The 12,925-nt window shown below is 59.7% G+C and carries 12 protein-coding genes and 1 tRNA gene; 12 read left to right on the forward strand and 1 reads right to left on the reverse strand.

What is annotated here, in order from left to right; genetic code table 11:
- The first annotated feature begins 10 nt into the window (after positions 1 to 10).
- The 12 genes from QSK43_RS10395 to QSK43_RS10450 all read left to right on the forward strand — a co-directional run bounded on the left by QSK43_RS10395 (position 11) and on the right by QSK43_RS10450 (position 12,246).
- Complete coding sequence (locus tag QSK43_RS10395; protein ID WP_003512530.1) at positions 11 to 349, forward strand: integration host factor subunit alpha; 339 nt, start codon at positions 11 to 13, stop codon at positions 347 to 349.
- 272 nt (positions 350 to 621) lie between these two features.
- Positions 622 to 1,155 (forward strand): MerR family transcriptional regulator, encoded by a 534-nt coding sequence (locus tag QSK43_RS10400; protein WP_045016763.1) that lies wholly within the window; start codon positions 622 to 624, stop codon positions 1,153 to 1,155.
- A gap of 116 nt (positions 1,156 to 1,271) precedes the next feature.
- The gene (locus QSK43_RS10405) at positions 1,272 to 2,000 is read left to right on the forward strand and encodes a nuclease (protein ID WP_332303413.1); all 729 of its coding nucleotides are present in this window, start codon (positions 1,272 to 1,274) and stop codon (positions 1,998 to 2,000) included.
- Between the two features lie 124 nt (positions 2,001 to 2,124).
- Positions 2,125 to 2,210: transfer RNA gene (locus tag QSK43_RS10410), tRNA-Leu, on the forward strand.
- A 160-nt stretch (positions 2,211 to 2,370) separates the two neighbouring features.
- The gene (locus QSK43_RS10415; protein WP_332303414.1) at positions 2,371 to 4,875 is read left to right on the forward strand and encodes a heavy metal translocating P-type ATPase; all 2,505 of its coding nucleotides are present in this window, start codon (positions 2,371 to 2,373) and stop codon (positions 4,873 to 4,875) included.
- Between the two features lie 12 nt (positions 4,876 to 4,887).
- Positions 4,888 to 5,910: a 2Fe-2S iron-sulfur cluster-binding protein gene (locus tag QSK43_RS10420; protein WP_332303415.1), complete on the forward strand. Its 1,023-nt coding sequence runs from the start codon at positions 4,888 to 4,890 to the stop codon at positions 5,908 to 5,910.
- Between the two features lie 11 nt (positions 5,911 to 5,921).
- Positions 5,922 to 6,410, forward strand: a complete 489-nt coding sequence (gene cueR / locus QSK43_RS10425; RefSeq protein WP_045016754.1) for a Cu(I)-responsive transcriptional regulator — start codon at positions 5,922 to 5,924, stop codon at positions 6,408 to 6,410.
- Between the two features lie 72 nt (positions 6,411 to 6,482).
- Positions 6,483 to 7,427 carry an ABC transporter permease gene (locus tag QSK43_RS10430; RefSeq protein ID WP_045016752.1) on the forward strand — a complete coding sequence of 315 codons (945 nt, stop codon included), beginning with the start codon at positions 6,483 to 6,485 and terminating at the stop codon, positions 7,425 to 7,427.
- Positions 7,417 to 8,325: an ABC transporter permease gene (locus tag QSK43_RS10435; RefSeq protein ID WP_045016751.1), complete on the forward strand. Its 909-nt coding sequence runs from the start codon at positions 7,417 to 7,419 to the stop codon at positions 8,323 to 8,325. The genes QSK43_RS10430 and QSK43_RS10435 overlap by 11 nt, the downstream gene beginning before the upstream one ends.
- A gap of 100 nt (positions 8,326 to 8,425) precedes the next feature.
- Positions 8,426 to 9,490, forward strand: a complete 1,065-nt coding sequence (locus QSK43_RS10440) for an ABC transporter ATP-binding protein (RefSeq protein WP_332303416.1) — start codon at positions 8,426 to 8,428, stop codon at positions 9,488 to 9,490.
- A 12-nt stretch (positions 9,491 to 9,502) separates the two neighbouring features.
- Entirely contained in the window at positions 9,503 to 10,513 is a 1,011-nt protein-coding gene (locus QSK43_RS10445; protein WP_332303417.1) for an ABC transporter ATP-binding protein, read from the forward strand.
- A 239-nt stretch (positions 10,514 to 10,752) separates the two neighbouring features.
- Entirely contained in the window at positions 10,753 to 12,246 is a 1,494-nt protein-coding gene (locus QSK43_RS10450) for an ABC transporter substrate-binding protein (protein ID WP_332303418.1), read from the forward strand.
- 400 nt (positions 12,247 to 12,646) lie between these two features.
- Here QSK43_RS10450 and QSK43_RS10455 read toward each other — a convergent pair whose 3' ends face one another.
- Positions 12,647 to 12,901 carry a heavy-metal-associated domain-containing protein gene (locus tag QSK43_RS10455; RefSeq protein ID WP_003496638.1) on the reverse strand — a complete coding sequence of 85 codons (255 nt, stop codon included), beginning with the start codon at positions 12,899 to 12,901 and terminating at the stop codon, positions 12,647 to 12,649.
- Between the last annotated feature and the right edge of the window lie 24 nt (positions 12,902 to 12,925).

Below are 12,925 nucleotides of genomic sequence, written 5' to 3' on the forward strand. Positions count from 1 at the left end.
GTGGGGAAAAATGGCCGGGAAGACAGTGACACGCGCAGATCTTGCAGAATCTGTGTTTCGTAAAGTCGGGCTGTCCCGCACCGAATCCGCCGAGCTGGTCGAAACGATCATCGACGAGATTTGCAATGCGATCACGCGCGGCGAGGTCGTCAAGCTTTCGTCCTTCGCGACATTCCAGATCCGCGAGAAGAACGAGCGTATCGGCCGCAACCCGAAAACGGGCGAGGAAGTTCCGATTTCGCCACGCCGCGTCATGACCTTCAAGGCGTCGAACGTGCTGAAACAGCGAATCCTCAAGGCGCATACGGCACGCAAGACCAAGCAAAAAGGTCAGAAAGCCGGGGCGTAAGCCGGCTGCGACACGGGTTTTTCGCCGCATGGCGAGCCTTTATCCCCATTCTTCTTGTGAACATGCTTGAATTTCGACGTGCAAGCCGTTGAAATCCGGTCGACTCACATCATAATCAATTTTAGTAATTGGTATCTTGCCGCTCCGGACATCGGCGCGAGGATCGGATTCGATTTTCGCATGATGTGATGCACGGGCCGGCGGATGAAAAGCGTTCTTGTTCAGTGTTCGGCTGGATGCATTGCGCACCAGGTCCGGATGGGAGTGGAAGTTTGGACAAAAGCCCCGACGCGTTTCGGACGATCAGTGAAGTGGCGGATGAGCTGAACCTGCCGCAGCACGTGCTGCGTTTCTGGGAAACACGCTTTCCGCAGATCAAGCCGATGAAACGGGGCGGGGGCCGCCGTTATTACCGCCCGGATGATATCGATCTCCTGAAGGGCATTCGTCATCTTCTATATGACCACGGCTACACCATCAGGGGCGTGCAGAAACTTCTGAAAGCCAATGGTAACCGTTTCGTGGCGGCGATCGCCTCGGGCGATCTCGCAACCATGGAAGCCATCATGGCGGCGAGCGGCGAAAAGGAAGTCCCCGAACCACGCGTGATGGATACGGACGAGGACGAGGTCGTCGGTCGCCCGAAGGCCAAGCCGAGCGGCCGCTTTTTCGGCTTCGGCGGCGGCAACAGCGATACCGAGATATCGGTCGGCAAATCTGGCATCGGCAAGGATGACCAGGCGCTGTTGCAGGAAGCGCTGTTCGATCTTCTCGAATGCAAGCGGCTGCTTGATCAGGTTCGCTGATCGCTTATCCACAGCTCTGTTCGAGCATTTCCAGGAAAAGCGAAGAGGCTCTCGAACGCCAACCTTTCGGAAACTCCTTTGACCGATAATGCGGCTCCGTAAAAAGGAGTCTGATCGTGAGCAATCGAAAACCGACAACGCGGCGCCGCACGGCGAAGAAATCGGCCGGCGGCAGCGTTTGGCCCTGGGTGCTGATGCTGGGCGTCGTTGCCGGTGGCATTCAGGCTTACGAACATCGTGACAGCCTTCTGCCGCAACGGCATGTCGCGAAGGCAACATCCACGACGACCAGCACCCCGAAGGTCGCGGTGACTGCGAAACGCGAGACAGCCGCACCGGAAAAGGCGGCTGCCATCCGGCCCGCATCGCCGGTTTTACCGGGCAACGGACCGGTGCCGCCGCGCTCCATCGCCATGCCGCCCGCAGCACAACAGAGCCAGGTTGCCGCTATCCTGCCGGAAACACGCCCCTCGGTCGAAAAAGTCTCTCTCGGAGAAAAAAGCGGCGTCTTCGCCTTTTGCGGCCGCTCGGGCCTCAACAATTGCGTGGCGGACGGCAACACTTTCTGGATGAAGGGCGTGAAAACGCAGCTTGCCGGCATCGAGGTCCCGCAGATCGACCGGGCGCGATGCATGGAAGAGCGTCAGCGCGGTTTCATTGCCAAGGTGCGGTTGCGGGACATGCTGAATGCCGGTGCCTTCGACGTGGCCTCTTCCGGAACCGCGGGCGGGCAAGCCATGGAACGCAAACGGATTTCGCGCTCAGGCGTGTCCTTTGCCGATCAACTCGTGCGGGAAGGCCTGGCCCATCCGGCCTCGGCAAAAAATCAGTCCTGGTGTGGCTAAGGCCCCGTTGACCGAAACGGTCCGGCCTGTGTAGATGAGGCGCTGTCAGCGCTTGGGTTCGAATCCCGGGCGATGACGAAACAGTTTTGCAGCCCGAAGCCGGATAGGCACGCGGCGCGGCAATGCGGACGTGGCGAAATCGGTAGACGCAGCAGACTTAAAATCTGCCGACCATTGGTCTTGCGGGTTCAAGTCCCGCCGTCCGCACCATTTTCATTTGATTTTGCACCCCAAGTCGTGAGCAGACGTAAAAAACACGTCTGTTCACACGCACGGCATCCTTCCGTGAAAATCAGCCAAAAGAACCTATTGACCTTGCCACGATGGGAAGCCCTATCTTTTTCCATATAAGTGAAAAGAGGTCATCAGCATGTCACAAAACCAGATCCGGGCGAGCCATACGATAGCCATCGACGGGATGACATGCGCCTCCTGCGTTGGCAGGGTGGAGAAGGCGATTGCCAGGGTGCCGGGGGTCGTCAAGGCTTCGGTCAATCTTGCGACGGAACGCGCCGATATTGCATTTTCCGGAGCGCCCAACGTTCCGGCCGTTATCGATGCCGTGCGAAATGCGGGGTATAGCGTCGACGAAAAAACCATCGAACTTGATATCGAGGGCATGACATGCGCGTCCTGCGTCGGGCGTGTCGAGAAGGCGTTGAAGGCTGTTCCCGGTGTCTCCGGTGCGAGCGTCAATCTGGCAACGGAGCGCGCTACGGTCCGCGTCGCCGGCAATGCCGTTTCTGCCGCCAAGCTGGCCGAGGCGATCAGCCAGGCGGGCTACAAGGCGAGCGAGATCGTTGCCGATAAAGCCAAGGGTGATGAGCCGGACAGGCGCGAAGCCGAGTTGCGCGGCCTGAAAATCAGCCTTGCCACTGCTGTCGTTCTGACATTTCCGGTCTTCATTCTGGAGATGGGTTCGCATCTGGTGCCCGCCATCCATGATTTCGTGATGGAAACGGTCGGCATGCGCGAGAGCTGGTATCTGCAATTCGCACTGACCACGCTTGTCCTCTTCGGGCCGGGCCTGCGGTTCTTCAAGAAGGGCATCCCCGCACTTCTGCGGCTGGCGCCGGACATGAATTCGCTTGTGGTGCTGGGCACCGCCGCCGCCTGGGGTTTCTCGGTGGTGGCGACTTTTGCGCCGCAAATGCTGCCGCGAGGCACGGCCAATGTCTATTACGAGGCGGCGGCGGTTATCGTCACGCTCATCCTGCTCGGCCGTTTTCTGGAGGCGCGCGCCAAAGGCCGCACCAGTGAGGCGATAAAGCGGCTCGTCGGCCTGCAGGCGAAGTCGGCCCGCGTTCTGCGCGATGGTGAAACCGTCGATGTGCCATTGCAGGATGTCGAGGCCGGTGATGTGATTGTGGTCCGTCCCGGCGAGAAGGTGCCCGTCGACGGTCTGGTGCTCGACGGTTCTTCCTATGTCGACGAATCGATGATCACCGGCGAACCGGTTCCGGTAACCAAGGCGGCAGGCTCCGAAGTCGTTGGCGGCACGGTCAACAGGAACGGCTCCTTCACCTTCCGAGCGACGAAGGTCGGCGCCGATACGCTGATCGCGCAGATCATCCGCATGGTCGAGGAGGCGCAGGCCGACAAACTGCCGATACAGGCGCTGGTGGACAAGGTGACCAGCTGGTTCGTGCCGGCGGTGATGCTGGCGGCGCTCGCCACCTTCATCGTCTGGTTCATTCTTGGGCCTGATCCCGCCTTGACCTTTGCGCTCGTCAACGCCGTCGCGGTCCTCATCATCGCCTGCCCCTGCGCCATGGGTCTTGCCACGCCGACCTCTATCATGGTCGGAACCGGACGCGCTGCCGAAATGGGCGTGCTGTTCCGGCGCGGCGATGCTCTCCAGACTTTGCGCGACGCCGACGTGATTGCCGTTGACAAGACCGGCACGCTGACGCTCGGCAAGCCGACACTGGTTCATTTTACCACGACCGAAGGCTTCGATCCGGATGAGGTGTTGCGCCTTGTCGCCTCGCTTGAGAGCCGTTCCGAACATCCGATTGCAGAGGCGATCGTCGAGGCGGCAAAACATGGTGGCATGACACTTGCCGATGCTGATGGCTTTGAGGCGACCCCCGGTTACGGCGTTGCGGCGATTATCGACGGCCGCAAGGTCGAGGCGGGAGCGGACCGGTTCATGGTGAAGCTCGGTTACGATGTCGCGATGTTTGCGGACGATGCCGACCGGCTGGGCAGGGAAGGGCAGTCGCCGCTTTATGCCGCCGTGGATGGCAGGCTGGCCGCGATCATTGCCGTTGCCGATCCGGTAAAGCCGACGACGCCGGAAGCAATCGCAGCGCTGCATGCGCTTGGCCTCAAGGTCGTGATGATCACCGGCGACAATCGCCGCACGGCGGAAGCCATTGCCCGGCGTCTCGGTATCGACGAGGTGGTGGCGGAAGTGCTGCCGGACGGCAAGGTGGAGGCAGTCAAAAGGCTCGCCGCCAGCGGCCGGCGGGTGGCCTTTGTCGGCGATGGCATCAACGATGCGCCGGCCCTTGCGGCAGCCGATGTCGGACTTGCCATCGGCACGGGTACGGATGTCGCCATCGAAAGTGCTGACGTCGTGTTGATGTCGGGCGATTTGCGCGGCGTCGCGAATGCCATCGCGCTGTCCAAGGCGACGATCCGCAATATCGGTCAGAACCTGTTCTGGGCCTTCGCCTATAATGCGGCGCTCATTCCGGTGGCGGCGGGAATATTGTATCCTTTCAATGGCGTTCTGCTGTCGCCTGTCCTTGCTGCCGGAGCGATGGCGCTGTCCAGCGTGTTTGTGTTGACGAATGCACTGCGTCTCAAAAGCTTCCGCCCGCCGCTTCAGGACAGATCATCCGGCACGCAACTCGCAGCGGCCGAATAGGAGACGGGTTTGATGACGTCTCAAAACACCATCTATCTACCATGGATCGGACGCAGCATTGTGGCGGCGCAGGGCGAGACCGTCCTGCAAGCAGCCCTTGCCGCCGGGATTTCCTATCCTCACGGCTGTCGCATGGGCCGGTGCGGAGCCTGCAAATCGCACCTCGTCTCCGGCGAGATCGACCTTCTCAAGCACACGCCCTTTTCTTTGACCGAAGAGGAAAAGGCGGAGGGCCTGACGCTTGCCTGCCGCGCGGTGCCGATGAGCGATGTGACGATCGGCTGGCTCGACGGCGACGATGAGATCGCCGATATTCCGACCGGCCGTTTCGACGGTGTGGTCGTGGAGGCGGTGGATGCGACGCATGACATCAAGCTCATCCGCATCCGGCTCAACGACCGCGAGCAATTCACCTTCAAGGCGGGGCAATATGTGCGCCTGCTTTATCCGGACTGTTCGCCGCGTGACTATTCCATTGCCAGCGGCATCGATGAGGACCTGATCGAGTTTCATATCCGGCATGTCCCCGGCGGCCTCACCAGCGGCCGCATCTTCACACTTGCCAGGGCGGGCGACCCTGTTACGCTTGTTGGTCCCTTCGGGTCTTCATACCTGCGGGAAAAACATTGCGGACCGATCCTCGGCATAGCCGGCGGTTCGGGGCTGGCGCCGGTCAAGGCGGTTGTCGAGGCAGCGCTTGCCTCGGGACTGGCCACGGGCCGCGAACGCCCGGTCCACGTCTATTTCGGCGCGCGTGCGCAGCGTGACCTCTATATGGTCGACCGTTTCGAAGAACTTGCCGCACGGCACGGCAATCTGAGCTTCGTTCCGGTTCTCTCGAATGAAGAACATGCGCAGATGCGGTGCGGTTATGTCGGCTCAGCGGTGGCGGACGATTTCGACGATCTCGATGGCTGGAAGGCCTATCTCGCTGGTCCGCCGGCGATGATCGAGGCGACGGTGCCGCAACTCGTGGCAAGGGGCATCCGCCCTGCCGACATTCATGCAGACGTGTTTTTCACCCCGGAAAGATAGGAGCAGGATCGATGAATATTGGTACAGCCGCCACCGCATCCGGTGTTTCCGCAAAGATGATCAGGCATTACGAAATGATCGGCCTGATCAAATCGGCAAGCCGCACGGAGTCCGGCTACAGGGTCTATACCGCCAACGATCTGGAAACGCTGCGTTTCATCCGGCGCGGTCGCGATCTCGGTTTTTCGATCGAAAAGATCAGGCAGCTCATGACCCTGTGGCGGGATCCGGGCGGTGCCTCCTGCGATGTCAAGCGCATCGTCATGGAGCATGTCGTCGATCTCGAAGCGAAGATGCATACGCTACGGGAGATGGCCGACACGCTTCGAAATCTCGCAACCTATTGCCCTGATAATGGCGAACCGGATTGTCCGATCATTCAGGATCTGGCCCAATCCGAAGATCCCGATTTTACCCCGGTGGCGATCCTGCCCAAGCGTTCCGGCATGCTGAAGGGCACGTCTGGTTCGGTGATGGAGCTACAGCGCCATATGAAATGAACAGCCGTTCCCCGCCAGGGAGCGATAGTCGATTGCAGTTGAAACGCCGATTGCGGTGAAGGAAACCAGGCCATGTGGATACAGATATTACAGCGCTTCCTTATTCTATGCCTGATGTTGACGATCGTTTCCGTCATCGCGTTTCTTTTGCCCTATATGGCGGGTGGCGATCCGGCCCGCACCATTCTGTTTTCGCGCATGCGCGATACGGCGCTCGATCCGCATGCGGTTGAGGCCCTGCGATTAAGCCTCGGGCTCGACCGGCCGCTTTACGTGCAATATTTCGCGTGGTTGTCGGGCGCTCTGCGTGGCGATCTGGGATTTTCCTTCAGCAGCAGCCAGCCTGTGGCCGGCGAGCTTTTGCGCTCGCTCGGTGTGTCGGTGACATTGGCGCTGACGGCGCTGGCAATCGCGGTCGCCGTCGCCCTGCCGCTCGGCACATTGGCGGCGATGCGTCCGGGCGGTCGGCTCGACAATTTCGCGACGCTGATGATCCAGACCTTCGTTGCAACGCCGGAATACTGGTTCGCGCCGATGTCGGCGCTGGTCTTTGCGCTCTATCTCGGCTGGTTGCCGTCTGCGGGATGGGATAGCTGGCGCTCCCTGGTGCTTCCCGCCCTGACATTGACGCTGCGCCCGCTGGCCTATTTCACGCAGGTAACCCGCGCTGCCATGGCCGAGGTTCTGCGCGCGCCTTACATCACGGCGGCCCGCAGCCGTGGTCTCGGCATGCACAGCACGGTCATGCGGCACGGCGTCCGCAACGGTTCGCTTCCGATCGTCACATTCTTCGCATTGTGGCTCGCGGGCCTGCTTGGCGGATCGGTTGTCGTGGAAGTGATATTCGCCATCCCCGGCATGGGCCGGCTTCTCTACGACGCCGTGGTCAATCGGGATATCCCGATGCTGCAGGGCGGTTTCATTTGCATCGTGGCCTTGTCCATCCTGATCAATACCCTGGCCGACGGCTTCTATGTCCTGATCAATCCAGCAATGCGAGGTCAACATGACCACTAGCCTCTTCCCGAGCGCGTCGGTAGCCGCCTTGCCCATGGCTGTCACTCCCAAGCGCCCCTCGACACTCGACCGGTTCACGGACTTCATTCGCGGGCGGCATTGGACCTTTTACGTGGGATCGGCGATTTTTCTCGTCATCATTCTGCTGCTCGTGATCGCGCCGTGGATTTCGCCCTACAACCCGGCGCAGCAAAGCCTTCGCCTGCGGTTGAACCCGCCAAGCGCCGCCCACTGGCTGGGGACCGACCATCTCGGACGTGATGTCTTGAGCCGGTTGCTTATCGGCGGACGCTTTACGGTCACCATTGCCGCCATCACGGTCATTCTGTCGGTCGGCATCGGAACCTTCATCGGCATCATCAGCGGCCGCAGCCGTGGCGTGCTTGACGAATTCCTGATGCGCGTGGTGGACCTGCTGATTGCCATTCCCGATGTGGTCATCGCCATTTTCCTCGTCGCGATCTTCGGCCCAGGATACGGAACGCTGATCGCGTCGCTGACGATTGTCGGCTGGACACCTTTTGCGCGGCTGGCACGCGGGCTGACGCTTTCGATCAATTCCCGCGAATATATGCGCGCCGCCGAGGTGCTGGGGTGCACGCGGCGCTTCATCATCTTCCGGCATGTCATTCCCAACACGATCTGGCCCATCGCGGCCGTCGCGTTCCTGCGCTTCGGCCACAAGCTGATCACTGTAGGCGGATTGTCGTTTCTCGGTCTCGGCGTGCAGCCGCCAGCCGCCGACTGGGCGCTGATGCTGGCCGATGCGCAGGCCTATGCCGAGCGGATGCCGGTTCTGGTGATTGCGCCCGGGCTGGCGATCTTCCTGGCGGCCCTGAGCGTGACATGGATCGGCCACGGACTGAACATGGATACCAAGAAATCGAACGGTCATTGACGCCAAAAGAGGCGACTGAACCCAAAGGAGAGTAATATCGTCTGAAGCCGCATGAAAATACGCAAATGCCTCCGATGCAATAATAATAAGGGGAACTCTTATGAATATCGAAGGATACACGCATGCCAATACGGCCATATCCCCGGAGCGGACACCGCTTCTGGAAATCGAGGACCTGCACGTTTCGGTGCCGGCTCCAAACGGCCGAAAGTTTGTCATCTCCGGCCTGACGCTTTCCGTCAATGCCGGGGAGGTCGTAGCACTTGTCGGCGAATCCGGGTCCGGCAAGAGCATGACGGCGCTGTCGCTGATGCGGCTGCTGCCGCAGGGCGCGGAAATCAATTCCGGCCGCATTTCCTTTGCCGGGCGTGACATCCTCGCTCTTTCATCTTCCGAACTTGATGCGCTGCGCGGGGCAGATATCGGAATGCTGTTCCAGCAACCGCAGGCCATGCTCGATCCAACCAGCCGGGTGAGGACACAAGTTGCCGAGCCGCTGTGGGTCCACCGCAAGATGAGCCGGCATGCCGCGCTCGGCCGGGTGGTCGGACTGTTGTCCGACGTCGGAATTCCCGACCCGTCGGCACGGGCGCAATGCTTCGCGCATGAGCTTTCCGGCGGCATGGCGCAACGCGTCATGATCGCGGCGGCACTTTCCGGCAATCCGCAACTGCTGATCGCCGATGAACCGACGACGGCGCTCGATGTCACCGTCCAGGCACAGATATTGCGCCTGCTCGACGACGAACGCCGGAAGCGGCGGCTCGCCACGCTGCTCATCACCCACGATCTCTCGGTCGTCGCCGCTTTCGCTGATAGAATAGCCGTCATGTATGCCGGTCGCATCGTGGAGGAGGGGCCGACGAAGGCGATCCTCAAGTCACCGCAACATCCCTACACCAAGGCGCTGATCAGCTGCTCGCTTCTGACCACGGACAGCGAGGGACAGTTGCTGACAATCCCCGGCTCAAGCTCGCAGGCCCATGACATGTCCTGTGGCTGCCGGTTCCATCCGCGCTGCGCGCTTGCCAATTCGGCGGGCATGGGTGGCCGTTGCATGGCGACGGAACCGGATTTGAATGCCTTGCCCGAAGGGCGCAAGGCGCGGTGTTGGGCGGTCGGTGACGAACATGCCGGTAGCCATACCAGTCACGCGGTCTGCTAAGGGAGGATGGCGATGTTATCGACAGCGAAAACACAGATCCCGCCATCGGCGGACAGCAACAAGCCTCCGTATGTGGTCGCAAAGAACCTTTGCAAATATTATCCGGTATCGGGCCTTGGTCACCGGGTGGTGAAATCCGTCGACGATGTTTCCCTGACTATCGGCGAGGGGGAAGTGCTGGGCCTCGTCGGCGAATCCGGTTGCGGCAAAAGCACCGTCGCCGGACTGATAACGCGGCTGACCCACGCGACGAAAGGCGAGGTCAGCATCGGGGAGCACGATATCTTGCACATGCAGGGCGAGACGCTCAGGCGCATGCGTCGGGTCGTGCAACTGGTGTTTCAGGATCCCTATTCGGCGCTCGATCCGCGCATGCGTATCGGGCAGAGCATGGAAGCACCTCTTGCCCAGCACGGCATCGGCACGCGCGAGGAACGTATGGCACGCGTGTTCAAGATGCTGGAGGAGGTCGGTCTCGACGCCTCCTATTACGATCGTTATCCAAGCCAGTGTTCCGGCGGGCAATTGCAGCGCGTGGTCATAGGGCGTGCGCTTCTGCTCAATCCAAGCTTTCTTGTCTGCGATGAACCGACATCGGCGCTCGATGCCTCCATGCGCACGCAGATCCTCAACCTCCTGATGGACATGAAGCGCCGTCACGGTTTGACGGTCCTGATGATTTCCCATGACCTGCGCGTGGTGCGTTATCTCTGCGATCGCATCGCAGTGATGTATCTCGGGCGGATCGTTGAAATCGCTGACCGCGAGGAGCTTTTCCGTGCGCCGAAGCATCCCTACACGAAGGCTCTCATTGCTTCGTCCATGCTTGATGAAACGGGACTATATGCGCCGGAAATGCTTCTGGATGGCGAGCTGCCCAGCCCCCTCAATCCTCCCGGCGGTTGCAAGTTCCACACGCGGTGCAAGCATGCGACGCAGATATGCGGTGAAACGGAACCGGCTCTTGAAGGCGTTACCGGAGAGCATTTCGCTCGGTGTCATCACTGGCGTGATTGGGGCTGAGAAACAACGCAGTTACAGTTTTGCTGTTCGATAAAAACAGATGAATTGTGCGTTTGCGAAGAAATATCGGAATTAAATTCCGAGTATAAAAGCGTAAAATGAATGATATTCGAACGGATGTTTGCAAAACATCCGGGTGGTATTCTTTTGTTTTCGATATTTGTTGGAGTTACTTAGTAAATATCGTGAAATGACCGACTTTTGAATGCTTTCATCAAAAATAAAAGGGGAATATATCAATGATAAAGCACACACTCTTGGCGACATGCGCCGTTGTGGTCTCTTTTGGGGCTTCCGCAGCGAAGGCCGATACGATTACCTATGACGATTATACCGGCGTCAAGACCGGCTGGCAGATGGCTTCCGACGATGCCTATCTCGGTTCTCGCGCGGGGTGTTTCGAAAGCCTGGTCCGCGTCGGTTATGACACGAAACTGGAGCCGGGCCTCGCCGAATCCTGGACGCAGACCGAACCCAAGGTTTGGGAATTCAAGCTGCGCAAGGGCGTGAAGTTCCAGAACGGCGAGCCGCTCAATGCTGCGGCCGCAGTCAATGCACTCACCAATCTTCTGAAAGCACCCGTTCCGGCCCGTGCCTTTTCGCCCAAGCTGATCGCTGCCGTCGATGCTGGTGGCGACGATATCGTGAAGATCACGACCATCGAGCCATCGGTGCTGCTGCCGGCGCAAATGGCAAGCCCTGCGACGTCGATCCTCGCGCCATCCGCCTATAAGGACGGCAAGGTCGATCCGATCGGAACCTGCACCGGGCCATTCAAGATCACCAAGGTCGATGTCAACCAATACATGGAACTGACCGCCAACCATGACTATTGGAATGGTATGCCGAAGCTTGCGGGTGGCCGCGTGAACTTTATCCCGGATGCCGATACGCGCGCCACACAGATAAGAAGCGGTGAGGTACAGATTTCGCGCGTGATTCCGCCTTGGGCGATAAAAACCGTCGAGGCTACGAAGGGCGTCAAGGTTGCGCCGATTACAGTGCCCCGAATTACGGAGATGCTGCTCAATAATTCGAAGCCGTCACTCAAGGATATCAAGGTTCGGCAGGCGATCCGGGCCGCAATCGACACCGCCGGTATTGCCGACAGCATCTACGAAGGCGCGGTAAAGCCCGCAACGATGCCGTTCGCGCCGGGAGAACCGTGGGCGCCGCAAGACGTCAAACCCGCTTACGACGTAGAGCAGGCAAAAGCTCTGTTGAAAGAGGCGGGAATTGCTCCCGGCAGTCTGAAGCTGTCGCTTCTGGCCTACACCGAAAGAACCGAACTCAAGGATGTTGCCGCCGTTATCCAGGCTCAATTACAGGAAATCGGCATAAAGGTCGATGTCCGTGTTGCCGATTACACTGCGATCGAGTCCGATCTCCTGTCCGGCAATTTCGACATGGCTCTTCTGTCACGCGGTTACGCCACCGATGTTGCCGAACCGATCGGCTTCCTCAATGCTGACTATACCTGTGGAGGCGGCTACAACATCTCCCATTATTGCAGTGCGGAGACCGACAAGCTGATCAAATCGGCCTATTCGGTGGCTGAGCCGGCCAAGCGTTACGCCATCTATGCCGAGGCGGCGAAGAGGATTTTCGATGAAGCCATCACCGTCTACCTCATCCACGAGACCGCTTTCGATGCCTATTCGGACAAGGTCGTGAACTTCAAGCCGCATCCGATCAACTACTTCATCATGACCAAGGATCTTGCGGTGAAGTAAGCCAGCAGGGCATTGCTGACGAGGTATGGCCCGGCTCGAAAGAGCCGGGTTTCGACTGTGGGTAAACCATCCCCCACACTCAGCCTCATCCTCGGGCCCGTCCCGAGGATCTATCCACATATCGTAAAATCAATAGGTAGCAGATGCCCGGGACAGGCCCGAGCATGACGAAGGATAGGTTTTGGACCTTGTCCGCCGCTGAGAAATACGAGTTCCAAAAACCGGGAAAACCTCCACCGTCATCCTTTATCAAAAGGAGGAGGGCATCCGCCGTGTGGGGAGGGAAAAGGGACGAAACTCCGTGTCGTCCAAGAGCCATCACGCGCATTCGGCGTGAGGCGGGGCAGGCAAGGCGACCCGGCGGCGGCAGGAATGAGCGCGCCGCCGGTATCTCTTCGGATCAGGCGCGTGCTTCCGGCGTGTAGCCAGCGGCGGTGATGATCTCAGCAATACGTGCAGCATCGGAGACGCCGCCAACCACAACCGTGCGGCTTGCCGGATCGGCATGCACGGCGGCACCGGGAACGGTCTTTTCGATCGCGCCCTTGATCACACCGGCGCAATGACCGCAGGTCATGTCTTCAACGTGGAAGGAAAGGTCGGCATCAACAGGTGCGGCAGCGGTTTCGGGGTGATGCTGGTGGGCGGTGCACATAGGCGGTTCTCCTTGGTTTGGAAT

This window comes from Rhizobium sp. GR12, assembly GCF_036596185.1.
In the GTDB taxonomy this organism is placed as follows: Bacteria; Pseudomonadota; Alphaproteobacteria; order Rhizobiales; family Rhizobiaceae; genus Agrobacterium; species Agrobacterium nepotum.